General features: G+C 43.3%; 25 protein-coding genes. 17 read left to right on the top strand and 8 right to left on the bottom strand.

Translation table 11 applies throughout. From position 1 onward, the window contains the following. Positions 1-18: 18 nt before the first annotated feature. Positions 19-1389, bottom strand: a complete 1371-nt coding sequence (gene hutW, locus R7Q41_RS02415; RefSeq protein ID WP_318107698.1) for a heme anaerobic degradation radical SAM methyltransferase ChuW/HutW — start codon at positions 1387-1389, stop codon at positions 19-21. A 160-nt stretch (positions 1390-1549) separates the two neighbouring features. Between hutW and R7Q41_RS02410 the strand changes: the two genes are divergently transcribed. The 6 genes from R7Q41_RS02410 to R7Q41_RS02385 are packed head-to-tail and all read left to right on the top strand — an operon-like array spanning position 1550 to position 6131. Continuing rightward, positions 1550-2296, top strand: a complete 747-nt coding sequence (locus tag R7Q41_RS02410) for an energy transducer TonB (protein WP_318144335.1) — start codon at positions 1550-1552, stop codon at positions 2294-2296. Further along, a complete protein-coding gene (locus R7Q41_RS02405; protein ID WP_017821236.1) occupies positions 2296-2994 on the top strand; it encodes a MotA/TolQ/ExbB proton channel family protein in 699 nt (232 codons plus the stop codon). Before R7Q41_RS02410 ends, R7Q41_RS02405 begins: the two co-directional genes overlap by 1 nt. Continuing rightward, positions 2991-3404 carry an ExbD/TolR family protein gene (locus R7Q41_RS02400; protein ID WP_005375322.1) on the top strand — a complete coding sequence of 138 codons (414 nt, stop codon included), beginning with the start codon at positions 2991-2993 and terminating at the stop codon, positions 3402-3404. Before R7Q41_RS02405 ends, R7Q41_RS02400 begins: the two co-directional genes overlap by 4 nt. Positions 3405-3432: 28 nt before the next feature. Next, a complete protein-coding gene (locus tag R7Q41_RS02395; protein ID WP_182016438.1) occupies positions 3433-4302 on the top strand; it encodes a heme/hemin ABC transporter substrate-binding protein in 870 nt (289 codons plus the stop codon). Between the two features lie 9 nt (positions 4303-4311). Next, positions 4312-5349, top strand: a complete 1038-nt coding sequence (locus R7Q41_RS02390) for a FecCD family ABC transporter permease (RefSeq protein WP_005375318.1) — start codon at positions 4312-4314, stop codon at positions 5347-5349. After that, positions 5349-6131 (top strand): heme ABC transporter ATP-binding protein, encoded by a 783-nt coding sequence (locus R7Q41_RS02385; RefSeq protein WP_005385036.1) that lies wholly within the window; start codon positions 5349-5351, stop codon positions 6129-6131. Before R7Q41_RS02390 ends, R7Q41_RS02385 begins: the two co-directional genes overlap by 1 nt. Positions 6132-6243: 112 nt before the next feature. Here the strand turns inward: R7Q41_RS02385 and R7Q41_RS02380 are convergent, their stop codons facing one another. Beyond that, positions 6244-6705 carry a TetR/AcrR family transcriptional regulator gene (locus R7Q41_RS02380; protein WP_005385033.1) on the bottom strand — a complete coding sequence of 154 codons (462 nt, stop codon included), beginning with the start codon at positions 6703-6705 and terminating at the stop codon, positions 6244-6246. A gap of 607 nt (positions 6706-7312) precedes the next feature. Between R7Q41_RS02380 and R7Q41_RS02375 the strand changes: the two genes are divergently transcribed. Beyond that, positions 7313-7612, top strand: a complete 300-nt coding sequence (locus tag R7Q41_RS02375; protein WP_005375307.1) for a YfcZ/YiiS family protein — start codon at positions 7313-7315, stop codon at positions 7610-7612. Positions 7613-7700: 88 nt separating this feature from the next. On the opposite strand, the gene R7Q41_RS02370 is transcribed toward R7Q41_RS02375, so the two are convergent. Continuing rightward, positions 7701-7973, bottom strand: coding sequence for a YnjH family protein (locus R7Q41_RS02370; protein WP_005375306.1), 273 nt, complete (start codon positions 7971-7973; stop codon positions 7701-7703). Positions 7974-8292: 319 nt separating this feature from the next. Between R7Q41_RS02370 and R7Q41_RS02365 the strand changes: the two genes are divergently transcribed. Further along, positions 8293-8892 carry a hypothetical protein gene (locus tag R7Q41_RS02365; RefSeq protein WP_017821237.1) on the top strand — a complete coding sequence of 200 codons (600 nt, stop codon included), beginning with the start codon at positions 8293-8295 and terminating at the stop codon, positions 8890-8892. Between the two features lie 74 nt (positions 8893-8966). On the opposite strand, the gene R7Q41_RS02360 is transcribed toward R7Q41_RS02365, so the two are convergent. Beyond that, a complete protein-coding gene (locus R7Q41_RS02360) occupies positions 8967-10076 on the bottom strand; it encodes a 1-acyl-sn-glycerol-3-phosphate acyltransferase (RefSeq protein WP_137283074.1) in 1110 nt (369 codons plus the stop codon). Between the two features lie 191 nt (positions 10077-10267). Here R7Q41_RS02360 and R7Q41_RS02355 point away from each other — a divergent pair, with 191 nt between their 5' ends. Continuing rightward, entirely contained in the window at positions 10268-10876 is a 609-nt protein-coding gene (locus R7Q41_RS02355) for a hypothetical protein (protein ID WP_005375302.1), read from the top strand. A gap of 118 nt (positions 10877-10994) precedes the next feature. Here R7Q41_RS02355 and R7Q41_RS02350 read toward each other — a convergent pair whose 3' ends face one another. After that, on the bottom strand, positions 10995-11477 hold the full coding sequence (locus R7Q41_RS02350; protein WP_017635276.1) for a hypothetical protein: 483 nt from the start codon (positions 11475-11477) through the stop codon (positions 10995-10997). Between the two features lie 14 nt (positions 11478-11491). Then, the gene (locus R7Q41_RS02345) at positions 11492-12025 is read right to left on the bottom strand and encodes a nicotinate-nicotinamide nucleotide adenylyltransferase (protein ID WP_318144334.1); all 534 of its coding nucleotides are present in this window, start codon (positions 12023-12025) and stop codon (positions 11492-11494) included. Positions 12026-12203: 178 nt separating this feature from the next. Here R7Q41_RS02345 and nadE point away from each other — a divergent pair, with 178 nt between their 5' ends. Further along, a complete protein-coding gene (gene nadE / locus R7Q41_RS02340) occupies positions 12204-13034 on the top strand; it encodes an ammonia-dependent NAD(+) synthetase (protein ID WP_053350088.1) in 831 nt (276 codons plus the stop codon). A 100-nt stretch (positions 13035-13134) separates the two neighbouring features. Here nadE and R7Q41_RS02335 read toward each other — a convergent pair whose 3' ends face one another. Further along, a complete protein-coding gene (locus R7Q41_RS02335) occupies positions 13135-14952 on the bottom strand; it encodes a hybrid-cluster NAD(P)-dependent oxidoreductase (protein ID WP_318144333.1) in 1818 nt (605 codons plus the stop codon). A gap of 267 nt (positions 14953-15219) precedes the next feature. Between R7Q41_RS02335 and R7Q41_RS02330 the strand changes: the two genes are divergently transcribed. Together R7Q41_RS02330 and pyrC are read left to right on the top strand one after the other, a co-directional pair. After that, positions 15220-15384, top strand: a complete 165-nt coding sequence (locus R7Q41_RS02330; protein ID WP_005375297.1) for a YqaE/Pmp3 family membrane protein — start codon at positions 15220-15222, stop codon at positions 15382-15384. A gap of 155 nt (positions 15385-15539) precedes the next feature. After that, positions 15540-16568 (top strand): dihydroorotase, encoded by a 1029-nt coding sequence (gene pyrC, locus R7Q41_RS02325; RefSeq protein WP_154203975.1) that lies wholly within the window; start codon positions 15540-15542, stop codon positions 16566-16568. 95 nt (positions 16569-16663) lie between these two features. On the opposite strand, the gene R7Q41_RS02320 is transcribed toward pyrC, so the two are convergent. After that, a complete protein-coding gene (locus R7Q41_RS02320; RefSeq protein ID WP_062730918.1) occupies positions 16664-17569 on the bottom strand; it encodes a DUF808 domain-containing protein in 906 nt (301 codons plus the stop codon). Between the two features lie 172 nt (positions 17570-17741). Here R7Q41_RS02320 and R7Q41_RS02315 point away from each other — a divergent pair, with 172 nt between their 5' ends. From R7Q41_RS02315 to R7Q41_RS02295, 5 genes are all read left to right on the top strand, one after another. Continuing rightward, positions 17742-18662 (top strand): M14 family metallocarboxypeptidase, encoded by a 921-nt coding sequence (locus tag R7Q41_RS02315; protein ID WP_054578652.1) that lies wholly within the window; start codon positions 17742-17744, stop codon positions 18660-18662. A 760-nt stretch (positions 18663-19422) separates the two neighbouring features. After that, positions 19423-20367: an ABC transporter permease gene (locus R7Q41_RS02310; RefSeq protein ID WP_033906772.1), complete on the top strand. Its 945-nt coding sequence runs from the start codon at positions 19423-19425 to the stop codon at positions 20365-20367. Beyond that, positions 20364-21317 (top strand): iron chelate uptake ABC transporter family permease subunit, encoded by a 954-nt coding sequence (locus R7Q41_RS02305; protein ID WP_318144332.1) that lies wholly within the window; start codon positions 20364-20366, stop codon positions 21315-21317. Before R7Q41_RS02310 ends, R7Q41_RS02305 begins: the two co-directional genes overlap by 4 nt. A gap of 53 nt (positions 21318-21370) precedes the next feature. Further along, positions 21371-22339 (top strand): siderophore ABC transporter substrate-binding protein, encoded by a 969-nt coding sequence (locus R7Q41_RS02300; RefSeq protein ID WP_054701806.1) that lies wholly within the window; start codon positions 21371-21373, stop codon positions 22337-22339. Positions 22340-22433: 94 nt separating this feature from the next. After that, entirely contained in the window at positions 22434-24614 is a 2181-nt protein-coding gene (locus R7Q41_RS02295) for a TonB-dependent receptor (RefSeq protein WP_318144331.1), read from the top strand. Positions 24615-24709 lie beyond the last annotated feature (95 nt).

Here is a 24709-nt window from a genome sequence, read left to right as displayed (position 1 = left end):
TTGTTCAATTTGTTTTCATTAATTATTGGATGCTTTCGGTACGGTTTCGTTCATCTCTGATGTGAGTACCTGAATACAACTTTGAGCCAATGACACTGCCCAGAAGCTGCCTGCAAGAGTAAGGACTGCGCTACGTTCATGTAGCTGTACTAAGCCTTTCGCTTGCCACACTTTAAATAGAGGCAATAAAAACCCGAACGCGTCCTCTCCCATAAATGATGGAAGTTGATTTGCTTGAACAATGCCACGGTCAAACGCAGATTTGAGTGCAGAAAAAAGTGGTTCTAGAGGGCTTTGTTTCATCATCATCGCGATGGTGCTTTGACCTTCTTTGACCGCTTTAATATAGGTCTCTAGTGTGCGGTGTTGCATCATCCCGTAGCCACCGATATTACCTCCAGCACCACAGCCAATTGGCAATACCTCTGCATAAGTCTTGGCTAAACTATTGTATAAACTACGCTCGCGGTTATCGATTGCCCAATGGTTCACGCTCAGTTGCTTCATATGGTGTTTGGCCATAAAGTTCACACCGAGCTCATACATTCCCGCTTTTTCTGGTGTGGTCGCAGGTGGCGGGATTTTTCCCTTTTCTACGAGGTTGAGCATGGGAGCGGACCCACCAACCACTAACTGATACAAATCCAGTCCGTGTGCACCAGTCGAGAGGAAATCATTTAAATCTTGCTCTAACACTTCTTTGGTTTGATAAGGTAAGCCATAGAGTAAATCGATAATGACCGGAATTTTGTCTTCTTTGGCGATCTCGCTCACTCGTTTGAGGACATCTTCCCTATCATCTAAACGTTTTGCGCTGCGGCGCACTTGTGTATTAAAACTTTGCACACCAAAAGAGAAACGATTAAACCCACCCTCTAAAGCGCCTTGATACAACTCATCAGAAAAACGATTGATGCGACCTTCTAAGGTGATTTCGCAGTCTGCAGCCAAAGGAAAGTGGTCTCGGATAGCCTGGCCTAACACACGAACCTGTACTGGAGATAAATCCGTTGGCGTTCCGCCCCCGATATATACGGCGTGAAAAATACCATTTTGTGTCCAAGGTAATGCCGCTTTCTCTCTAAGCTCCTGCATTAATGCTTCAAAGTACTCATCAACCAGTGTGCGACTTGCAGCATTTTGAAAGAAGTTACAAAAAGTGCAACGAACGCGACAAAACGGAACATGAATATAAAGACAGCGTTTATTGGTCGCTTTAATTGAGTTAGCCGTAATACTCGAAAAAATCGCCTGTTGTTGAGACGAGGGCACAGGTACGCTCGCTCCCCCGGCATGTACAGAATGCTTCTTAACAAAAGCAAATCGCAATGGATCAGGACTATCACTGCCCAACACTGATTCATCAAGCTTATCGATATCGACGCTCATATATACTCGCTTAACTCCCATCATGTAAGGGATGGAAGCTGATCTTGAAAATTCTGCAAGAATCATAATTTGAGCGTAATGATAATGCAATTGATAATTGATCTTATTTCCATTGTAAGTAATAATCTGCCCAAGTTTTCATAGTTTCCCGAGATATTCCGTGAACGTACAAAGATATGTCATTGCAGGAGGTGCTTCCCTTGCCATCCATGCCGCACTTCTTTTTGTTTCTCAAGAGACAAAGGTGTTCGCGATGCCGGCTGGAAACCCAGCAAGTTCGGTAAGTCTAAATCTTGTGTCTGCTCCTCCAGCTGTCGAAAAATCTACACCAGAAAATGTAGCACCACCAAAAGAGCAGCAGCCTCAAGACCAACCTGAACCAGAAAAGAAGATTGTAAAAAAACAGGTCGTCAAGAAAGACGCTGTTAAGAAGAAGGTAGTAGAGAAAAAACCTGAACCGGTTAAACAATCTAAACCTAAAGCGGTCGAGCCCACCAAAACCGTAACAAAGCAAAAGGTTCAGCCCGAAGCGAAACCAAAGAAAAAAACGGAACCAGTGAAGAAAGAGACGGTAGCTCAACAATCCGCACCTGCGAGCCAATCCAAAGGGGCAACGTCTCAGCCTGTCTTGGTAGACAAACCAACGTTTGTGAGTCAACCAACACAACCCCGTTACCCAAGGTCTGCACAAAGACGCGGTATTGAAGGTGTAGCCTTGTATGAGATATGGCTAGATGAGAATGGTAACCAGATTAAACAGGTTTTGATTGAGTCTTCCGGCACAGAGTCGCTAGATGCCTCAGCACTTCGTGCGATCAAACAGTGGCAATTTACACCACATATTTCAGGTGGGCTAAAAGTCGCTCACCGAGTACACGTACCTGTTCGTTTTAAGTTGGATGGATAATGGAACAACTACAAGAATTACAAACTCAATTTGGGCTGATGACATGGCCTTTGATCATTTGCTCAGCTCTAACCGTGATGATCATCGCCGAGCGATTATTCCATGTGTTAATTAGCCTTGGTGTAGGAAAGCGAGCCATTCGCCAAAAGCTCACAGGATTAGACCCAACAAATGGGAGCGAACTTGAAGCACTTGCTGAAGAGTTGTCGAATAAGCGGCCGCTTCTGTACCGTGGTGTTGCGATGTTGCTTGCTCATCATTCGTTTTCGAAATCTTTAAGAGAAGATGCCGCAGGTATTTGGCTGCAAGAAAAACGCCATCAGTTGCATTCCGGCCTTCGTTTGCTGACGCTGATTGGCGTCATCAGCCCTTTAATTGGCTTGCTTGGTACGGTACTTGGCTTAATTGACATGTTTAAAGGCATCGCGGTTTCAACGGGGAATATCACTCCGAATGATTTGGCTGACGGCCTAGGTCTTGCTATGCGCACCACTGCCGCGGGTCTCATTATCGCACTTCCTGCCATTTCAGGAGCGCAGATCATTGGTTTGTGGGCGGATCGTGTAATCGCCAAGCTTGAGCACACTTTAAACTACGTCAACTTATGGCTTGAAGGCATCTCGTTACAGCATGTATCGCCAGACCACTCAAAAGTAACACTGCGCTCTTCTGGGAAGATTGAGGCCGCAAGTCAATGATTAAAACACCACAAGAAAATAGTCGTAACGGTTTAACCCCCGATTTAACACCGCTGTTAGACATTATTTTTATCGTCATGGTTTTCCTGATGTTAACCGCAGCGGTCAAACTCGATTCATTAGACGTCAATTTACCGAGCACAGAATCTCAGGCTGTTGCAGATGTCGATAAGCAATCCATCACGGTAAATATTCTTAAAGACGAGCCTTACTGGGCTATTAACGGCAAGACATATATCGATTGGGACAACTTTACCCTCGCGCTGTTAGAAGAGAGTAAGTCAAGCGATAAACCGATTGTAATTGGAGCAGAAAAAACCGCGAATATTCAGTCGCTAGTACAACTTCTCGGCTTTTTACAAGAAAACGGAATTCAAGCAACTCAGTTACTCACTGAAGAGCCATCATAAAAATAAGTAAGATAGAGATCCTTTCAAAATGAAGAACACACGCATCACTATTCATGCTGTTGTCACGGCAGCCATTTCCCTACTTGCGAGTAGTCAACTTTTTGCCAATGAAACGCCATCCTCAGAGCGCGTTGTTAGCGCAGGCAGCGCCGTCACTGAACTCTTGCTTGAACTCGACGCTAAAGATAGCTTGGTTGCTATCGACGTCACCAGTCAATTACCAAAAGGAATGGAACTGCCTAAAGTGGGCTACCATCGTCGTCTTTCAGCGGAGGGGTTGCTCGCCTTACGTCCGACAAAAGTCATTGGTTCTGATGAGATGGGGCCGAAAACAACATTGAGCCAATTGAAATCGGCTGGCGTAGAGGTAGAAATCGTTAATACTGATGCAAATGTCGAGGGCCTTTATCAACGTATTGATCAAATTGCGAACCTTATGGATCGCAAAGCTCAAGCTGAAAGCTTAAAGCAAGATGTCCAGGCGCAAGTACAAGCACTCAATGCAAACCAGCCTGATCAAGCAAAGAAAAAGAAAGTGCTCTTTCTGCTGATCCATGAAGGGCGACCTGCAAATGTTGCGGGCTCACAAACGACACCCGATGCAATTATTCAACTCGCCGGCGGACAAAACCCAGCCGCTACACAACTCTCGTCTTACAAGCCTCTATCCACAGAAGCGATGGTAGAGATGCAGCCTGACGTGATTCTTGTTAGTGGTCGCAGCTATGAAACGTTGGGTGGTGCCGATGCAATTTTAAAAGCAATGCCGCTTCTTGCTGCAACACCCGCTGGAAAGAACAAAGACATCATAACGATTGATGGCCATGCTCTGGTAGGTGGTTTGGGCCTTAAAAGCCTTGCAGAAGCTAAACGCTTGAATGCACTGCTTTACCCATAGAGACATGACATGTTGTTAAGACGTATCCCCCTTTCAACGACGTTATCAGTGCTTAGTGGATTTTTAGCATTTATTGCTATCGCCTCTATTACCGTTGGCCCAATGAACATTAGCTTTGCTGACAGTTTGCGTAGCCTAACGGGAGGCAGTTCTGATCTCGCTCCTCACATTCAGTTGGTCATTAACGAAATCCGATTGCCTCGCACCATTTTGTGTATGTTCATCGGCGCCATTTTGGCAATTTGTGGTGTGGTTATGCAGGGCTTGTTCCGTAACCCATTAGCCGAGCCAGGTATCATTGGTGTGTCTGCTGGCGCTGCTCTTGGTGGTGCATTCGCTATTGTTGTATTTGCTGAATTTAGCCAAAACTATCCGCAACTAATGAACTTAGCGGCTTTGCCTCTTTTTGCTTTCCTTGGCGGTGCACTAACGACTATTCTCGTTTATAAACTCGGCACAAGTAAGTTTGGTACCTCAGTTACAATTATGTTGTTAGCCGGCGTTGCCATCAGTGCGCTCTCGGGTGCTGCGATTGGCTACATGAACTTTATCGCAGATGATCAGATGCTGCGAGACTTGACGCTTTGGTCGATGGGCTCATTAGCTGGTGCAAATTGGTCAGGGATTGCTCTATCTGCTGTAACACTCGTCATCCTATTACTCTGGTTCCAGAAGAAGTCGATGGCGCTGAATGCTCTGTTGTTAGGGGAATCAGAAGCAAGACACTTAGGAGTTCCGGTTCAAAAACTCAAACGTCAGCTTATTTTACTTTCTGCACTGGGTGTTGGTATTACGGTGAGCATCAGTGGTGCAATTGGCTTTATTGGGCTCGTGATTCCTCACTTAGGGCGCATGCTCGCTGGGCCTGACCATCGAACGCTATTACCAATATCTGCCTTAATGGGAGCACTGCTTCTTACTGCCGCAGATATGTTTGCTCGTGTTGCCGTGGCACCAGCTGAATTACCAGTTGGAATCGTGACCGCATTGATTGGCGCGCCCTTTTTCATCTACTTATTGTTCCAGCAAAAAGGGAAGATTTTGTAATGAACCAGATCGTTTTATCGGGGAAAAACATTTCGATGACATATGGCAACCGTGTGGTGCTCGATGACATCAACATTGATATCCGAGCTGGTGAAGTGACCGCCCTACTCGGCCCCAATGGCGCAGGTAAAAGTACTTTACTCAAGCTTCTATGCGGTGAGATCTCTTCGAATCATCACATCACCTACTTCGGTAAACAAAAGCATGATTGGGAGCCTGAAAAAAGCGCCAAACATATTGCAATGCTCCCGCAGCACAGCACCTTAACCTTCCCATTTCTAGCCAGAGAAGTCGTAGAGCTGGGGGCAATACCGCTATCACTGTCCAATAAAGAAACCACTAAACTGGCTTTACATTACATGGAACAAACCGACGTATTGCATTTAGCAGAAAGCCTGTACCCGTCTTTATCTGGTGGAGAAAAGCAACGACTGCATCTAGCACGAGTGATGACACAACTACATCAATCTGGCGAAAAACGAATCTTAATGCTTGATGAACCTACCTCAGCGTTGGATCTCGCCCATCAACACAACACGTTAAAAATTGCTCGTGAAACGGCAAAAGCACAGAACGCTGCGGTGGTTGTGGTGTTACATGACTTGAATCTAGCCTCTCAGTACGCGGACCGCCTTGTACTCTTGCATAACGGGAAACTAGTTTGTGATGACACGCCATGGAATGCACTAACGTCAGAGCGCATTGAACAAGTTTATGGCTATCGCTCTATTGTGACAAAACATCCGACGCTAGACTTCCCTCAAGTGCATGCCGCAGCATAAAGCGTATCTCCTCTAAAGCCGTCTCGAAAACACTTTGATACGCAAAGGCCCGCAATATGAGAGTTGCGGGCCTTTGCTTTTATATTGGCAGAATTTGTTGCTTTAAACGCTATTACTTGCTCATTTGGATCAATGAACGACCAATCAACCACTCAAGCTCTTTGTCACCACCCGCACCAAACTGGCTTTCAACCATTTTGTATAAGCGGTCAATACCATTAGCAGCAAATTCTTGCGCATTTTCAGCGGTGACAATGTGATGGAATAGCAGTCGTAAAATCGCGAGGAACTCAGCATCTTCCAGCGCTTTAATCCAACTTTGTGAAAATGCATTTAATCCTTTATCAAACTCTAAGTGTTCAATAAACATTTTAAAGATACGGCCATCCAGTGCGGCGGTGAAGTCCGTTTTCTTAGGGAAGTGATGGCTAATACCGGTACGCGATATACCTGTCTGCTGGCTTAGCGTCGTGTACGACATTTTGTCGTAACCTAATCTGAGTAGCTGATCAATAACGGCATCCATGATCTTTTGGATAGTGATTTCGGTATCTTCTTTACTACGCTTTGGCATATTTTAAGCTCTTCTCTTTGTAAATCCATCTAACTCACTATTAAATGAGGCCAGAATGAAATCATTCTTAGCATTATACCCGGCTCGCCGATGCGGTTCGATTAGCGAAAACCTAGAAATCAGGTTGCTAAGCGCTGCACTTTAAAGCGCTTTGGGTATATGTATTGCGACTATTTAATATCATGTCGAGTTCCAAACCATAACGTCTTTACACTGCGTAATGTGTAATTTTCAGTTATGTTTTTGTCAATACATGCTACTCAAAATAAGGCGAAAAGTTAGTCTCATCAAAACCTTGCGCCAATTATTCATCGAAACTATTCAAAGACCAAGAATGATAATTATTAAAAATAATCAATCAAGAAATAGTCTTATAAATTAACCATTAGTTCAACTGGACTGAGCAAAATCTCGTCACTATGTTCGTTAATTGATTTTAAATGTTGATATATATCACATTAACGTTCTTGATGATTTAGTAATCCAATCTTTAACCCTTACTTAACAAGTGCCTATTCTGTTCCTTTTTTACGCAAAAGTCGTCATTTTTGTAGATACAGATCAAATACCTGATAGAATACCCTTAGTATTTACAAGAGGATTCGTTATGAGTGTCGAATTAGAAAAAAACCAAGTATGTGAGGCCTGCGGCTGTGCTGGCGAGATTGGCTTTATCATCAAAGAAGGTGACGAAGTTGCCGACGTAACGGTTTTCGCACAGACAAAAACAGAGCTAGAGTCTGAACTACAAAAATACATCGAGCTCGCTAAATCAGTATGTGCTGATGTTGAATACAATGTTTCAGAAATAACCGAAGAATCGAACCAAGCGACGGCTCGATTCAAATTTGAAGTAAGTGCTGAAAAACTTATCTTTGAGTTAAAAACTCGCTCACTCGCGCGTTAATGAAAAAAGCGAGCATGATGCTCGCTTTTTATTTTTCCAATCTCTTAATCTTAAACCGCTCTAAATGAAACAGACAACTTCGGCGCGTTTATTTATCTTTTTTGAACACGACCCACTTTAACGAGCCATTGGTTTCAAAATCGTTCTCAGCGGTACACATCAGTAATACGCCTTCAACATTAATCACGGCCCCTGTGGTGTAGGCTTTATCATCGTAGTAACAGATACGCTGACCTACCTTACCGTCAGCAACTATTAGCGCTTTGTTTTCTGGTGTACTGTACGATTTAGCAAAAACGGAACCCGACAGCAGTACTGCAAAAACACCAGCGGTAAAAATAGATACACTTTTTAACTTCATGAAAATCTCCCTCAAACCTCAATAATACTAACAAGGACCCTTGTGAAGTTCTTGGAAGAATCTCATATTATTCAAATATCTACTGATATTTTTCTCACCTCTACACATGGGTCTGCTTCACATTCAATCATTTAATTTATCTCATTTTAGTAAGCTTGAAGTTACTTAGCTCAGTAAAGAAGCGCACACTTTTAACGTGTATCTCTAATTTGAATATTTAAGTTATGAATCAAAAACTGTGAGCAAAAAATGCATAATAGGTTTATTTAAGTATAAGATAAGCACCTGTTGATCTCGGTATTTAACTAACTCTTTGACTATGCGTTTTGTTTCCCTATGCCTTACTTCAATCCTACTCTGCTCGTCTCCTTTGGCATATGAGCTAGATTACTATTCTAAGTTTGGTCACATCGATAATTACGGCAATCTTGATCTTAGAAACAAGCCTTACACCCAACTACCCTCTGGCCTAGTGGTAAAGGGCAACTTAAACATCTCACAAACCCCTATCAAAACCTTGCCTAAAGGGCTTGATGTTGAAGGCAGTCTGGAAGCAACTAACAGCGCACTCAAAGTTATTCGCTCAGGAACAAAGATAAAAGGCTATGCAAACCTACTAGGTAGTAAGATCGAAAACTGGCCTAAAGGCATCAAACTAGGCGGTTACCTAAATCTGACAGATACACCGTTAAAAGCGCTTCCAGCTAAACTTCGAGTAAAAGGTGATCTAAGTGTTATTCGCACTCCCATTTCTGAACTTCCTGAAGGATTGGTGGTTGATGGTAATCTTTATATTGGAGGATCAGCGCTGAAAGTATTTCCAGACACAATGACGGTGAAAGGGAATATCTATTTAGGTGGTAACAGGATCACCAAATGGCCTAGCAATTTAACCCTTGGTGGCGCCGTCGCACCTTAAAGAGCAGATAAACAAAAGCCCCGGCAGGCCGAGGCTTTAAGGCATTCTGAATCAACAGAGTTCAGTGACGAAAGTTACTCTTGGTTATTCACAGGATTGGCATAGCTCGCCACCAAATAAGATCTTGCGCCTTCAGGTAGCTGATCCAACTTATCCGCGAGATGACGCTTAACTGCTTCCGTAATGATGCTCGAATCTTCATGCCCAGCAGCTAACAAGTTGATTGGGTACAACTTGTAGTTGTTGTGAATTTGGCGGTCGATTTCACCAGCAAGAGATTCCGGCGTTTCAAACTCTTGCTCAATCACATCACCAAACGCAACATGTACACGGCCTTTATAGCCAACGATACCTTGAATGATGCTTTCGATATCTTCAAATTCGCCTTTTTCATAGCGGCCATTTTCTGCTTTTTCGTACAGCTCTTTTGCTTTGGCAATGTCACATGGATCATTTTCATAGGCAATCGAGACAGGAACGATTTTCAGAGAACGCGTGTACTCACCAAAGCTGATCTTTTGTTTACGACCTTCAACATGGAACATTTTTAAAATCGCAGGATCAGTAAAGTCGTTTCCATCTTTAGCACGGCCTTCCTTTTGGGCAATCCAAATTGAATTGCCAGTATCAAGCGAATGTTTGATATAGCTTGACAGTTGTCCCAATGCTTTCATCATTTCTCTAGGCGCTTTAGCAGAGCGCTTAACGATGAAGCTCTTATTGAGTCGCATCAATTCTGTCGCACATGGCTTCTTCAGCAGGTTATCGCCAATCGCTATACGAACTGTACGGTGCCCACTTTGGTACAAGCCATAATTTACGAGCGCAGGGTCCATCGCAATATCACGGTGGTTAGAAACGAATAGGTATGACGTGTTTTTATCCAGCTTATCCAAACCAGAAAAAGTGACGCCATCCGTTGTCTTATGCAATGTATCTTTCAGATACTTCTTCACTTCAATCTGAATTGCTTCGACAGAATCAAGCTTGCTCCACTTGGCTTTCAGGTAGATGCGCAGGATCGGGCTCATTAGCGTTTTGAACCATGCTGCTTTATTAGCAAAGCGATGTTCTAGGATAGCAGTGATAAATTCATCATCTTGGATTAGACGATCCAGCGCTGCTGGAATTTCTTCGTCGTTGTAAGGACGAATTTCAATATAAGGATCGGTATTGGCTGTCATTGTTCATTACATATCAAAAAAAGCTGGCACATTTTACGCATAGTTTTGCTGACAAGCAGCATTTCAACCCATACTTTTAACATGGTCATACCAGTTAAGCCACCATTTATCATGCTAAAAAATTCTCTCAGCAGGTTGGAATCATATGGGTTTAACGTTACCCTTAGCGCCAAAAAACACTGGTACTCATAATGAACTACGCAATTGAATTTCACGACGCTAAATACCCCTTCCTTGATGTAGCTGCGCGTAAAAAAGCACTGAAGCACAGTCTACTGTCTGTCATCGAAGGGTTAGCCGTCATTAAATTGGGTAAGCAGGAGTATGCCATTGAACCAGGCCAATATTTTTGGATTCCTCAAGGATGTTTGAGCTCCCTCACCTTTTTACCTAATTCTCGTGTATATCGTTGTGATTTTTCTGTGCGTTTAAATGACGACTTCTCACAACAGGCGGGCTTTGTGAAGCCTTCACCGCTACTAAAAGCGCTCGTCGAGAAGCTAGCAACAACTGCCGAACGCTCGGATCTGCAAACCGATCTACTGACAGTAGTAAGACATGAAGTATTGACGCTGTCTCCTAAACTAGCGCACTCAACGTTAACGAGAACCATCAATCAATGGACTCCTGGCTGTGACATGAATATTTCTAAAGAGCTTTGCTTGGTACTAACACTACGTGAAGCAAGAAAAATGAAACTGTCTGGGAAGAAGGAAGAGCAAATTGTTGACTCTCTTTTTGCTGGTAACACCGAAGAATATGAACAGCTTTGCTTTTTAGTCTTTGGAGAAGCGCTATAACTGCTCTTCAACAAGCTACGTGTTCAGCATTACGTAGAATTACGGACACAGAAAGTAGATTAAAACAAAAAGGGCGTACATTGATAATGTACGCCCTTTTTTCATTTGCTTGAGATGCCTAGAAAGGTACTTCTATCTGCATCATCCAGTCAGCGTCATAATATTCGTGCCAACGATAATCAAACCGCATTCTTGGCTGTCCGTCGGATTTATCACCAAAACCGACGCTGAACATCAACCCGTGACTACGAAGCCACTCTTCTGTATCCATTTTACTCTCTTCGTCTCGAAGCTCTTCCGGCATCCAAAAACCAAGACCAAAGTAATTCTTTTCTAAGTTTTGAGTTAGAAGTGGGGTGTCTTCCGGCTTAATCGCCCACTCCTCCCAATAGTTTTCTGTTGGTCCTTCAAGCTTCGCTTCCGCTGCATACCAAATCAATGCTTCAGTACTTAACACGCCGATGGAATCTAAAATTTCTTCACAGATTGGAAGCGTGTTATCTTCAAACACCACGGAACGATCAGAAAAATAGTTACACGCGGAATGAGCTTGTGTCACCACAAGCAGCGCACATGCACTAAATAAAACGACTCTGACCATGAAAATCTGACCTCTCAGTTCCCAGACAATGTTTCTCTGTATAAGCCCTTATTAAGCAATAAATCACGGACGGAAGGTGTTGTATAGGCGCCGATCTCTTCACCCTCGGCCAGTGCTTTGCGAATATCTGTGCTTCTGACTTTTACTTTTTCAGGACATGCCATAACAGTCCAACGTTCCGTAATCTCTTCAGCTCTACTAAATTTAGCAAATTTGAAGAAATTATCAGGACCAATGACAAAAGTTATATCGGCAGTTGGGTAGATTTCTTGAGTTTTTTCTAACAACGCATAGGTCGTCACACTTTGTCCAGGTTGGTATAAAGCTTGCTCTGCATCAGAACGCTGAACATTAGAAAGCCCCATATCCTTGATGAACGCATCAACCATTTTGCACCGAGTTGGGTAATCAAGCATGTTCTTGCCCCAAGCGTGTGCAATGCTTGGCTCAAGTAGCACAAGATCAAAGTGGCTCAATGACTCAATAACACTTTTATGCCCTAAACTAGGTGGGTTAAATGCACTACCAAAAATGGCGATTTTTTTCATATCCGGTGATTACCTGGTTGAAGAGAGTTTTCTAATCTGATGATTTCGGTATGATACTACTAATCTTTACAGCTTTTGACCCTAAAGTCGCGTTTAATGAGCCTCAACTGTATGGTTTATCACCATTTGAGCAAATGTGCTTTAGAGTCTGAAATATTTGCAGGAAAAGGAACCCTAAATGGAACAATCCATCCGTGACGAAATGCGCGTACTCCCTTCAATTGATCCGCATTTTGAAATTGAACGCCGTGTCGCTTTTATTAAGCGTAAATTGCAAGAAGCGGGCTGTAAGTCTCTTGTTCTTGGCATCAGCGGTGGCGTTGACTCAACGACATGCGGTCGTTTAGCTCAGTTGGCTGTAGACCAACTGAACGAAGAAGCGGGCAACAACAGCTACCAATTTATCGCAGTTCGCCTGCCTTATGGGGAGCAAAAAGATGAAGATGAGGCTCAGCTCGCTCTGTCTTTTATCCAGCCAACCCATTCTGTATCGGTAAACATCAAAGCAGGTGTTGATGGGCTTCATTCGGCTTCTCACGTTGCATTAGAAGGTACAGGTCTTTTACCAACTGATGCAGCAAAAGTCGACTTCGTAAAAGGCAATGTAAAAGCGCGTGCTCGCATGGTTGCTCAATACGAGATCGCGGGCTACGTAGGCGGCCTTGTTCTTGGTACTGATCACTCAGCAGAAAACATCACTGGTTTCTACACTAAATTTGGTGATGGCGCTTGTGACATGGCACCATTGTTCGGATTAAGTAAGCGCCAAGTTCGTGAAGTGGCTGCTACATTGGGTGCACCTGAGCAACTAGTGAAGAAAGTGCCAACAGCAGACTTAGAAGAGCTTGCTCCACAAAAAGCAGATGAAGATGCCCTAAGCCTAACTTACGAGCAAATCGACGACTTCTTAGAGGGCAAACCTGTTCCACAGCAAGTTAGTGACCGTCTGGTAGCGATTTACAAAGCAACGCAGCACAAACGCCAGCCAATCCCGACGATTTACGACTAAGCGATATTTTCAGCTCTCTTTAAAACTCAAAACGCTGCTAAAAATAGCAGCGTTTTTTTGTCTAGGAACAGTTTTTGTCGAAGGACAAAGTTGCTCTCGCCTAGTTGGTTACTGTTACGTCCGTCTCTGGCACAGCACAACACGCCAATACGGTTCCCAGTGCACGTTCCTCATCAGTCAACGCGGGCACGTCCGGATGATGTACTTGACCCGACGTAAGCTGAACTTTACAGGCACCACATAAGCCTGCACGACAGCTATTGCTGATGACCTTCCCAGCATCTTCGAGCTGATCTAACAACGTTTTTCGGTTGTTGCCTACGACTTTCGTTCCATTAAAGTCAATAGAGAGACTTTTCTCTGGCTTTGACGTAAGAGAAGAAACTCCAAACGCTTCTTGATGGTAGTTTTCCTCTGGCAGCCCTTTTCTTAGCAGGAGATTTTTCGCTTTCTCCATAAAACCATCAGGACCACACACAAACACCTGCCGCTGTTCAACATCTTTGATTTGCTTAATGTGTGACAAACTTAAACGCCCTTTCAAACCAAACCAATCAACAGCAGGTTGCGTTAAACAGACTTTTACTTCTAGCCCTGGGTGCTCACGCTTTAACTGCTCCAACTCTGAGCGACAAGGAATATCATTCTCGGTGCGACATTGATGGTAGAAAACCACATTATCCAACTGATTGTGATCCGCTAAGTAACGCACCATTGATAACATTGGTGTTACTCCGCTACCCGCAGAGAGTAACAGCAGAGGCTGCGCTTCATGCGTTTTAAGGTGGAACTGACCGTCAGGTTGTTCTGCCTCTAAAACATCACCGACTTGTAAGTTGTCCAAGAGTGAGTTAGAGACTCTTCCACCCGCGATACGCTTTACAGAAATAGCATAACGACCCGGGCGAGAAGGACTGGATGATAAGGTATAGCGTCGACCCACTTTCTTACCATCAATATTCACCTCTATTGGCAGGTGTTGTCCTGGCAAGTAATTAGGCAACGAACCTTTGTTTGGCTCTAACCATAAGGTCACAAAGTCTTGGGCAATTTCTTCACGCTCAACACATGTAAGCTTCATGCGCACTGGCGAGTTATCTACGTAAAACTCCGGCTCTTTGTACTCCAATACTTCAACTTTATCGCCTTGACGAATAATGCCTTCATTTCGCGCGACAAGATTCTGGCCAAAGAACACACCACCGACATCGTTTGCACGGAACTGTTGCAAGGTTTTGAGCGGCTCTTTGCTCTCACGGAATGTGCCTCTTTGGGTATTCACCGTAGTCAGGATACAGCGCTCGCAAGGTTTGAGAGACTCAAACTCTACCTCACCGATTCGTATGCGCTTCCATGAATCTTCTTCAAATGGTTTAGTATCAGAGACAACTAAGTTAGTACGAAACTGATCCATTGAGTGTAGCTCTGAACTTCTTCGGTTCAGCTCATCAAGTGAAGCTTGGCTGATCACTAAAACCGGATAACCATCAGCAAAACTGACGTTTTGACCTAGCTTTTCACGGACACGATTCGATTGCTCACCACTAAACAACAACTCAACGCGCTGCCCCAGCACACGACTAAACCAGTCATCTGCATCATCTGTCGTGGTATAGGCAGTAAACGTATCTTTCCAAACCGTTGCAGGTGTCTCCTGCATTTTGAAATCTTGGTAACGGATTTTAAGTGGCTCCATACCCAAACTACTAAACACCACTCCATCGGACAATAAGGCAGACTTAATGGTTACCATTTGCGGATACTTTCGCGCAGTGATCATCGAGCCATCAGCTTTCGCAATCATAAAGCGACGATCGAAGCTCAATCCTTGCTTCTCAACCCATACGGACGACAGCGATAATCCGCCAACTGACTTAACCGGAAAAACATTAATTTGGGATAAAACGGGTTGCGACATGGCCTTCTTCCTACGGGTGTTTTTTATTTGTTGCGGTATTGTATACTCAAATCACATTAAGTTGCAGAGTCTACTGCCTCTTCATCCATCGCAACTTTCTCGAAACCATATTCTTATAAATTTGGTTTTAGTGACAAGTATTTACTACACTCAATATTCGCGTTTTTTAACACCGTTCTGACCAAATACCGTTTGATAAAGTGTGATACGACACACATAATTCACCCAAGTTATCACTACTCCCATTTATCGATTTGGAGCTTAATTATGGATACAAGAAAACTGGTTCTGATTTTGTTATGTATCTTTCTTCCGCCTGTCGCGGTGTTTATGGAGAAAGGTCTAAATAAAGACTTTTTGATTAATCTAATATTGACGTGTTTCTTCTTTCTACCAGGTACGATCCACGCGCTTTGGTTAACAATGAAGTAACCACTTACACTCTCACTCTTTATAAAATTGAAAAATGGGATGAAATATGAGGGCAATTCCTCTATCATCCTGTCGCCTAAGCGCAAGCGTTTGCTCAAAAGCAAATACGGCGCTTAGGCTCCAATCAGACAACTTTTCAATGGTGGGAGCAATTAATGACAACACTGACTATCACTCGTCCTGACGACTGGCACGTTCACTTACGCGATGGGGAAGTTCTTAAAGACACCGTTCGCGACATCAGCCGCTACAATGGCCGTGCGCTGATTATGCCAAATACCGTCCCACCTGTTACTACAACTGAGCTCGCCCTAGCCTACCGTGACCGAATTCTCAAAGAGCAACATGGCGAACAGTTTAAGCCTTTAATGGCGCTTTACCTTACAGATAACACGACACCAGACGAAATACGTAAGGCTAAAGCAACCGGACACATTGTTGCTGCCAAGCTCTATCCTGCTGGCGCCACAACAAACTCAGATTCCGGTGTGACCAATGCGAAAAACATTTATCACGTTTTAGAAGCAATGGAAGAAGTCGGAATGTTACTTCTAGTTCATGGCGAAGTAACACATCACGATATTGATATCTTCGACCGAGAGAAAGAATTCCTTGATACTGTCCTCGCTCCTATCGTCAATGACTTCCCTAATCTTAAAATCGTTCTAGAACATATCACCACCGCCGACGCAGCAAACTTCGTTAGCAACGCCTCAGACAACGTAGCGGCTACCATCACTGCCCACCACCTTCTTTTCAACCGTAACCACATGCTTGTGGGTGGTATTAAACCTCATTTCTACTGTTTGCCAATTCTTAAGCGCGGAACCCACCAGCAAGCGCTGATCGAAGCAGCAACTAGTGGTAGCAAGAAGTTTTTCCTAGGTACAGACTCAGCGCCACATGCGAAAGGGGCAAAAGAATCGGCTTGCGGTTGTGCTGGTTCTTACACTGCACACGCTGCGCTAGAGCTTTATGCAGAAGTCTTCGAAAAAGAAGGCAAGTTGGAAAACTTGGAAGCTTTCGCAAGCTTCAACGGTCCTGATTTTTACGGCATTGCACGTAACACAGATACAGTAACGTTAGAAAAATCCGCTTGGGATGTGCCAGAAACGATGCCATTTGGCAATGATATCGTTGTGCCTATTCGAGCAAATGAACAGATCGAGTGGAAAGTGAAGTAAGTACTTTACTGACGTTTCACCCATAAAACAGGGTCATGCTTTTTGTAAAAAGAAGTCATGACCCTTGTTATTATCGTCTCATGTTTTAGATGTGATTATTGACCACGAAGCTTTTCAACCATCGTCCATACCGCAACCACAACCAACCCCGCCACAAAGCCGATAATACCGTTCAATAAAATAGGCAAAATGGCTGTAGCAACCGAATGACCACTAAAGTTCATAATAATCGGCTCTACAAAGTGATGAATGGCTGGCACGTTGTGCACCACAATTCCCCCACCCACCAAAAACATCGCAGCAGTTCCTACAATGGTTAACAACTTCATCAACTTTGGTGCAAAAGCGACCAAGGCCCCTCCGACTTTCGCCACCCAACCTTTACCGTTTGAGCGACTTTCAAGGTAAAGGCCTAAATCATCTAGCTTCACAATCCCAGCGACTAGTCCATAAACTCCAACCGTCATAATTACTGCAATTAAACTGACAACTAAAATTTGCGTAACAAGACTGGCTCCTGTCACGGTACCTAACGCAATCACGATGATTTCTGCGGAAAGGATAAAGTCTGTTCGAATTGCACCAGAAACTTTACGCCTTTCATACTCTTCTATCGACTCGCCAGTATTAACTAGCTCCTCTTTTTCTTCGTGCGGATGCGAGTGAGGAAACACTTTCTCAAGTACTTTCTCTGCCCCTTCAAAGCAGAGAAATAAGCCGCCAATTAGCAATAATGGCATGATAAGCCATGGAATAATCGCGCTAATAAGTAAAGCTGAAGGAACTAAAATCAATTTATTTTTGAATGAGCCTTTTGCAACCGCCCAAACTACTGGAATCTCTCGCTCAGATGCAACACCAGACACTTGTTGAGCGTTTAACGCTAGATCATCTCCCAACACACCTGCGGTTTTCTTTGCCGCCATTTTTGACATTAAGGCGACATCATCAAGCACCGTGGCAATATCGTCCAACAGTGTGAGTAAACTTGCTCCAGCCATTTTTGGTCTCTTATATGAAATTGAGTAAGTAACAAAATGTAACACCAATGAATCACTCATCAAAGTGATGATTTTGCAAAGAATACCACCCCAAATGGTGTTTTATATTGCCGTAAAGATAAGACGGGTCTAGTCTTGTGATACCTTTCAGCAGTCAAAAGAAAAAGTATAGATGAAAAGTGGATACATTTACCCGATCGGTACTCCTGGCCAACCTTGGACCGAAGAAGAACGTAAAGCTTGGTTAGCAACGCAAGAAGTAAAACGTAGCTACCAAGATGAAGTCGTCAGTAAAATCGATGCCCTACGCGGGCATTTTGATGTTGAACAATATGGTGCGCTCTCATACAACGAGGCACGCTTCCCTCTGTTTTGTATCAAAACACGCAATTGGGATTCAACTAAACCTGTTGTGTTGGTCACAGGCGGCGTGCACGGTTACGAAACCAGCGGTGTACATGGCGCATTAAAGTTTGTAGAAACGGAAGCAGAGCGCTATGCAGAGCATTTCAATATTGTCGTTGCCCCCTGCGTAAGCCCTTGGGGTTACGAGGTGATCAACCGCTGGAATCCAAACGCGATTGATCCAAACCGCTCTTTCTATAAGGATAGTCCTGCCGAAGAATCCGCTAACCTCATAAAGCTAGTTGCAACTTTAGGCGATGTGTTAATGCACATTGATCTACATGAAACGACAGATTCTGACGAAACTGAGTTCCGTCCAGCCTTAGCTGCTCGTGATGGTATTGAGTACATTGAAGGTATGATCCCAGATGGCTTTTACACGGTGGGAGATAGTGAAAACCCTCAGCCTGACTTCCAAAAAGCGGTCATTGAGTCAGTTGCAAAAGTGACTCACATTGCACCAGCAGATGAAAACGGCGAAATCATTGGTTCACCCGTCGTACAGTTTGGCGTTATCAACTACCCAATGGTAAAACTGGGCCTGTGTGGCGGCGTAACAAATTGCGTTTACGGCACGACAACGGAAGTGTACCCAGACAGCCCAACGGTGACCGACGAAGAATGCAACGATGCGCAAGTTGCAGCCGTAGTTGGTGGTTTGAATTACGTACTAAGTAAGCTCGAATAACACAGGTTAACAATAAAGCAACTGACGATGTCTTTGAATTGTGAATCAGCTTTACTTTGCTCCAAAAGCAAGTTGAGACATTAATCCGCTAGTTTATTAGAAATTACCGCATTAACATCGCTAACACTGAAGATGCGAAGCATCACGACTTTATGACGCTATTTTAATGCGGTATCTAATAAATCCTAAAATACAAATGACATCTAGACATCATCGTCACTACTAACTCCTCTTCCTGAACAAACTATCGTCATACCATTTAAATCAAACCTCAACCAACGAGCTTCTGAAGCGAAAAACATCCTTAAACAATAAGAAAGCTTAATGCTCTTTGGCTTTATTTTTTAATCACTTACCCAAAAGCACATGCATTAGCCATTGCCTTGTTTTTATACGCGATTGATCTTTTTAGAGAAACACATATAAACCTCATTGCTTAACCGAAAAAACAAAGATATAATGAAAATAATTATCATTTGTATTTTAATTTTAAATCGAGAACCTCTTTCTCTTTGCATTGAAAGCGGCACTTTTCTTTTGCTAGTTAATCCAGTTTTAAAGCCAAATCAGCACGTTGAATTTTTAGGTATGGCCTAGTGATACTTTGAGGGCTGGATTGTGACCTTAATGTTTATAAAAAATAACTTGGTTATGTTTTGTTGGAATTTAGAACCTATATGCGAATAGATATTCATTATTCGTATTCCATCCCCAAGTCATAAGTTAAGAGAAACTCACTTTATTTTGGGGCAGATTCTGTATGAGTATTCACGTAGTAAGCCTGTTTTTTATACTGTGCTTAACTTCAATTTTCGTCGGCGCAAACCAACTAGATTGGTCGTTATTGCTGACCATGGATGACAAAGCTTGGCTACCGATTACTGCTAGCAGATTACCAAGGCTAATCGCACTAATTCTTACCGGATCTGGTCTCGCAATATGTGGTGTTATTCTTCAACATATTGTTAGAAATCGTTTTGTTGAGCCGGGCACCACAGGCGGTATCGATGCGGCAAAGCTCGGTATTTTGGTATCTATCGTCATGCTTCCATCCTCAGACAAGCTTGAACGTATGCTCTTCGCCGTACTATTTTGCTTCGCCGCTGGCCTTATCTACATTGCCATCGTACGAAAAATTAAATTCAGTAACTCTGCGTTAATACCTGTGATTGGGCTTATGTTTGGTAGTGTACTAAGTGCTATAGCGGAGTTTTATGCTTATCAAAACAACATCTTACAGAGTATGTCCGGTTGGTTAATGGGAGATTTCTCCAAAGTGGTCCAAGAACACTATGAAATAATTTTCTTGATTTTACCCATCACCCTACTGACTTACTTATATGCACATAAGTTTACTGTGATGGGAATGGGCGAAGATGTTGCGTCCAACTTAGGAATTAATATTGCGTTCACTGCCGCCTTGGGTCTAATGCTAGTTTCCGTGACAGTTGCTATAACAGTGGTGACCGTAGGTGCCATTCATTTTATCGGTTTAGTCATACCTAACCTAGTCGCACTAAAATATGGCGATCACCTTAAAAACACCCTACCAATCGTTGCACTAGGCGGCGCTTCGTTACTTATTTTTTGCGATGTCATAGGCAGAGTTGTTGCCTTTCCTTTTGAAGTCCCAATTGGATTAACAGCCAGTGCTATCGGGGGAGTCATGTTTCTTGTGTTTCTTTTGAAAGGAGCACGAGTATGAGATCACATTACTCAAACATGCGAGTGAGCATTATACTCGTTTGCATACTGTCTATCGCCTTTATCTTTACAAGCTCTGGGTGGGATTTTGATTACGTCATCCCTAAGAGGCTGATTAAACTTGGTGCCATAGTTATTGGGGGCAGCTGCGTGGCCATCTCTGCTGTTATTTTCCAAGCTTTAGCTGGTAATCGTATTCTTACGCCATCCATTATGGGATATGAGTCGGTTTATCTGGTTTGGCAAACCCTACTCTTATTACTAGGGGGCACTTCTGGCATTGCTACATTAGGTGTTGTCGGTAATTTCGCTGTCTCTGCAATACTCATTCTGTTGTATTCCTTAGCGATTCAATCTTGGGTACTCAATAGATTTAAACATGACATGCACCAAGTTCTGCTGATTGGCTTTGTTTTGACAATGGTGCTGACAACTCTTGCTCAATTTATCCAGCTCAGAATAAGCCCTGGAGAATTCTCTATCCTTCAAGGGCTCAGCTATACCTCGTTTGAGCGAGCGAAACCTTCTACGTTACTTTTTTCCAGTATTGCGTTAAGCGTTTTGGTACTCTTTGCTAACAGATGGTCACGCGAGCTAGATGTGATAGGTCTAGGTCGAGACCAAGCGATGTCATTAGGACTAAATGATAAGCAATATGTACCAAAGTTCTTTGCTGTAATCGCCATTTTAGTAGCAATTTCGACGAGCTTGATTGGCCCAACGGCTTTTATGGGAATTTTTATTGCCAATATTGCTTATTCCGTTACTAGCGCACCGAACTACAGACACATATTGCTCGTTGCTTGTGCTATTGCAATTGTCATGTTCTTGTCTGGTCAACTTCTGGTAGAGCACTTATTTAACTTTAAAACCACCGTCTCTATTTTGGTGAATGTCCTTTGTGGGGGATATTTCCTAGCCATCACGATAAGAACAAGAAGCCAAATATGAAAACTGTTACTCGCCTGTTTAAAGACAACTCACTGACAAAAAGGAAATACCCCATGTTTAAGAGCCCCCTACGTTTGAGTATCGCGCTTGCTTGCTGCGCTCTAGGAACCTTATCAGGTTGCGAGCCGGAAATAACTAAAATTGAAGATACTCAGCCATTAGAAAAGCTCATCGTGATTGAACACAATCTCGGAGCAACTACTATTTCTCATCGCCCTCAACGAGTGGCAGCATTAGATATGAACGAAGTGGACTTTTTAGATCAGCTAAATGTTCCAATCTCAGGAATGGTGAAAGACTTTGTTCCTCACTTTCTAGCGAAATACAAAGACACACCTGAGATAGCGGATCTTGGTGCGATAGTTCAGCCTAATATGGAAAAGATCTATGCCCTAAAACCAGATCTCGTATTGATGACTCCGCTACATGCTAATCAGTATGAAGAACTCTCTCAACTCGCTCCGACTTTACATTTTGACATCAACTACCGTAATAGTCGTGACCATCACGTCGATACCATTAAGAAACACCTTGTAGAGCTTGGTGAGATCTTTGAAAAGCAGGAGCTAGCCCAACAGAAAGTTGCCGAAATCGATGCAAAAGTCGCAGAAGTGCGCGCTGTTACGAAAGAGCGTTCTGAAAAAGCTTTGGTTGTCATGCATAACAATGGTGCTTTCAGCTCATTTGGCGTTGAGTCTCGTTATGGCTTCGTTTTCGATGTTCTGGGGGTAAAACCAGCGAGTGAAAAAGTGGAGACAGGTTTGCATGGTCAGCCAATTTCTAGCGAGTTCATTAGCCAAGCTGATCCAGACATTCTTTACATCATTGATCGAACAGCAGTAATGGAAGGAAAGCCTGTCATTGATGCGGAACACTTAGCAAACCCACTACTCCGTCAAACCAAAGCATGGAAAAACGACAACGTCGTTTTTGTTGATGCCGATGCTTGGTACATCACTTCAGCAAGCATCACATCTCTGAAAATCATAATTGAAGACATCCTAAAAGGTTACCAAAGCTAAATCTAATAACAATGAGTTGGATCTTAAGTAATTCAACACTCAATCGACGTCAGAACGGATGTGAGCTAGCCCAAACAAAGAAAAGGAATCTATAATGACTCATGACTATCATCAGATAGCGATGGACTCTTCACAGAAAAACAAACCAAGCCCATGTCATATCGCCCTCTTTATTTCACTTCAATTTAGTACTTTTGTCGTACCAATTAGTATCGCTCAAGCTGAAGAAGTCGTAGATGAATCAATGACAGTTTATGGTGAAGCAAACAGAGTTTATGCCGCTGGCAAAGTTTCTCACGCGAGTAATATAGGAATGCTTGGCGACAAAAACTTCATGGAAACGCCTTTCAATACGATTGGATACACAGAAAAACACATTCAAGACCAACAAGCACGCGATATCTCAGATGTAATCTCAGCTTCTGATCCCTCTGTTTTCACCAGCGGTGAAACCGGCTTAAACAAAGAAAGTTTCAAAATAAGAGGTTTCAACTCAGACATTAGCGACGTTATGCTTAATGGATTGTATGGTATCGCTCCTTATTACCGAACCTCTCCTGAAATGTATCAACGTATTGATGTACTTAAAGGTCCTGCTTCTTTGCTCAACGGTATGCCACCGAATGGATCTGTTGGTGGCACCATCAACTTAGTGACAAAAAGAGCACAAGAAACACCAATCACATCTTTCACCGGCAGCTACTTATCGGACACTCAATTCGGAGGACATATCGATATTGGACGTCGCTTTGGTACAAATGAAGAATTTGGTATTCGTTTCAACGGTGCATTTAAAGATGGAGACACCGCGATAAACAACCAAAGCAACAAAACTCAACTTGCATCATTAAGCCTTGATTGGCGTAATGACATTGCTTTCCTTGAAGCAGATTTTTACTACAGTACAGAGCGAGTTGAAGGTGCAAACCGTGGGTTAAGCATCGCTTCTGGTCTCAAAATCCCATCACCTCCTCCATCTGACACATTATTGACGCCAAGTTGGGCCTACAATGATAGCGAAGATAAAGGGATGATGATTCGCGGGGAGCTAAGCGTTAGTGACTCTGTAACTGTATACAGCGCATTGGGTGGTAGCCGTACAGATTTTCATTCAAATGTACCGCAACGAATCAAAATCATCGATAACGAGGGTAACCTAGAGGTATCTCTCGGATCAGTTAAGCTTGAGAACAAACGGACTTCAGGTGAGATAGGTGTTCGTAGCAACTTTGACACTGGCCCAGTAGAACACCACCTTGTACTGAATAGTACTTACTTTAGAGAAGATAAAAATGATTCTCCAACAGGTAATAATAATCCAGCCCCTTGGAACTCGAATATTTATGATCCTGTTTGGGGACCAGAAAATTCAGTTTACGACAACTACTATGGTTTACCTATCGATTCAACTCAGGTCAGCTATGGCATTGCCGATACGTTATCTTTTGTTGATGGGAAATACCAAATCACGCTCGGCTTGCGTTACCAGAGCATTGATTATGAATCTGGAATAATAATGAACGGAATGTCGCTTCCTACCACCAAGTTTAAGGAAAGTACTTACACTCCCGCACTTGCAGCATTATACAAAGTTTCGAGCTCAGTTTCGCTTTATGGTAACTACACCGAAGGCTTAACGAATGGGAAAACAGCAGGCTCTAGCGCTGCAAACGCAGGAGAGGCTTTTGAACCCCAAAAAACCAAACAGACTGAAGCAGGCGTGAAGCTTGACCTGGACGGCTTTGCTCATACGTTCAGTTTATTTGAGATTAAAAAGCCAAATGGGTACCAAGATCCGGATACCAACATTTTTTCTTTCGGTGGTGAACAGCGCAATCGCGGTATTGAATGGGGGTTCTACGGCACACTATCAAAGGACTATACACTCATCGGTGGTATCGCCTATACAGATGCAGAGATTACAAAAGCAACAGATGTGACAGAGGAGGGGAAACAAGCAACTAAGCTACCCGATTTACAAGCTAAACTCGCATTAGAATGGAACCTCCCTGCGATGCGTGATCTCACGCTTATCGGCCAAGCGAACTATATGTCTGAACAATACATTGATGCACAAAACACTCAGGCATTACCTGCACAGACTATTCTTGATCTTGGCGCACGCTACAACTCAAAAATTGCTGAAACAAGCGTGGTTTGGCGCCTTAGCGTAAACAATGTACTGGATAAAGATTACTGGACAACCACCCACTATGCGGACCTAGCTCTTGGCGCATCACGTACAGTGATGCTGTCAGCTACTGCGGATTTCTAATCCCTCCACCTCCCCTTTAGCCTGCCTTCTAAGGGGGACTTACTCCCATTTGGCTGTTCATGAAAATTCACAACAAATCAAAGGAAGTACTCATC

Source organism: Vibrio sp. 2096 (genome assembly GCF_033339595.1).
Classification (GTDB): domain Bacteria; phylum Pseudomonadota; class Gammaproteobacteria; order Enterobacterales; family Vibrionaceae; genus Vibrio; species Vibrio alginolyticus.
This window is presented reverse-complemented; position numbering and strand designations above follow the sequence as displayed.

Bases quoted from the DNA above. Each gene is read 5' to 3' on its own strand.
- hutW (WP_318107698.1), bottom strand. From the start codon at position 1,389: ATGAGCGTCGATATCGATAAGCTTGATGAATCAGTGTTGGGCAGTGAT.
- R7Q41_RS02405 (WP_017821236.1), top strand. From the start codon at position 2,296: ATGGAACAACTACAAGAATTACAAACTCAATTTGGGCTGATGACATGG.
- R7Q41_RS02400 (WP_005375322.1), top strand. From the start codon at position 2,991: ATGATTAAAACACCACAAGAAAATAGTCGTAACGGTTTAACCCCCGAT.
- R7Q41_RS02395 (WP_182016438.1), top strand. From the start codon at position 3,433: ATGAAGAACACACGCATCACTATTCATGCTGTTGTCACGGCAGCCATT.
- R7Q41_RS02390 (WP_005375318.1), top strand. From the start codon at position 4,312: ATGTTGTTAAGACGTATCCCCCTTTCAACGACGTTATCAGTGCTTAGT.
- R7Q41_RS02385 (WP_005385036.1), top strand. From the start codon at position 5,349: ATGAACCAGATCGTTTTATCGGGGAAAAACATTTCGATGACATATGGC.
- R7Q41_RS02380 (WP_005385033.1), bottom strand. From the start codon at position 6,705: ATGCCAAAGCGTAGTAAAGAAGATACCGAAATCACTATCCAAAAGATC.
- R7Q41_RS02375 (WP_005375307.1), top strand. From the start codon at position 7,313: ATGAGTGTCGAATTAGAAAAAAACCAAGTATGTGAGGCCTGCGGCTGT.
- R7Q41_RS02370 (WP_005375306.1), bottom strand. From the start codon at position 7,973: ATGAAGTTAAAAAGTGTATCTATTTTTACCGCTGGTGTTTTTGCAGTA.
- R7Q41_RS02365 (WP_017821237.1), top strand. From the start codon at position 8,293: ATGCGTTTTGTTTCCCTATGCCTTACTTCAATCCTACTCTGCTCGTCT.
- R7Q41_RS02360 (WP_137283074.1), bottom strand. From the start codon at position 10,076: ATGACAGCCAATACCGATCCTTATATTGAAATTCGTCCTTACAACGAC.
- R7Q41_RS02355 (WP_005375302.1), top strand. From the start codon at position 10,268: ATGAACTACGCAATTGAATTTCACGACGCTAAATACCCCTTCCTTGAT.
- R7Q41_RS02350 (WP_017635276.1), bottom strand. From the start codon at position 11,477: ATGGTCAGAGTCGTTTTATTTAGTGCATGTGCGCTGCTTGTGGTGACA.
- R7Q41_RS02345 (WP_318144334.1), bottom strand. From the start codon at position 12,025: ATGAAAAAAATCGCCATTTTTGGTAGTGCATTTAACCCACCTAGTTTA.
- nadE (WP_053350088.1), top strand. From the start codon at position 12,204: ATGGAACAATCCATCCGTGACGAAATGCGCGTACTCCCTTCAATTGAT.
- R7Q41_RS02335 (WP_318144333.1), bottom strand. From the start codon at position 14,952: ATGTCGCAACCCGTTTTATCCCAAATTAATGTTTTTCCGGTTAAGTCA.
- R7Q41_RS02330 (WP_005375297.1), top strand. From the start codon at position 15,220: ATGGATACAAGAAAACTGGTTCTGATTTTGTTATGTATCTTTCTTCCG.
- pyrC (WP_154203975.1), top strand. From the start codon at position 15,540: ATGACAACACTGACTATCACTCGTCCTGACGACTGGCACGTTCACTTA.
- R7Q41_RS02320 (WP_062730918.1), bottom strand. From the start codon at position 17,569: ATGGCTGGAGCAAGTTTACTCACACTGTTGGACGATATTGCCACGGTG.
- R7Q41_RS02315 (WP_054578652.1), top strand. From the start codon at position 17,742: ATGAAAAGTGGATACATTTACCCGATCGGTACTCCTGGCCAACCTTGG.
- R7Q41_RS02310 (WP_033906772.1), top strand. From the start codon at position 19,423: ATGAGTATTCACGTAGTAAGCCTGTTTTTTATACTGTGCTTAACTTCA.
- R7Q41_RS02305 (WP_318144332.1), top strand. From the start codon at position 20,364: ATGAGATCACATTACTCAAACATGCGAGTGAGCATTATACTCGTTTGC.
- R7Q41_RS02300 (WP_054701806.1), top strand. From the start codon at position 21,371: ATGTTTAAGAGCCCCCTACGTTTGAGTATCGCGCTTGCTTGCTGCGCT.
- R7Q41_RS02295 (WP_318144331.1), top strand. From the start codon at position 22,434: ATGACTCATGACTATCATCAGATAGCGATGGACTCTTCACAGAAAAAC.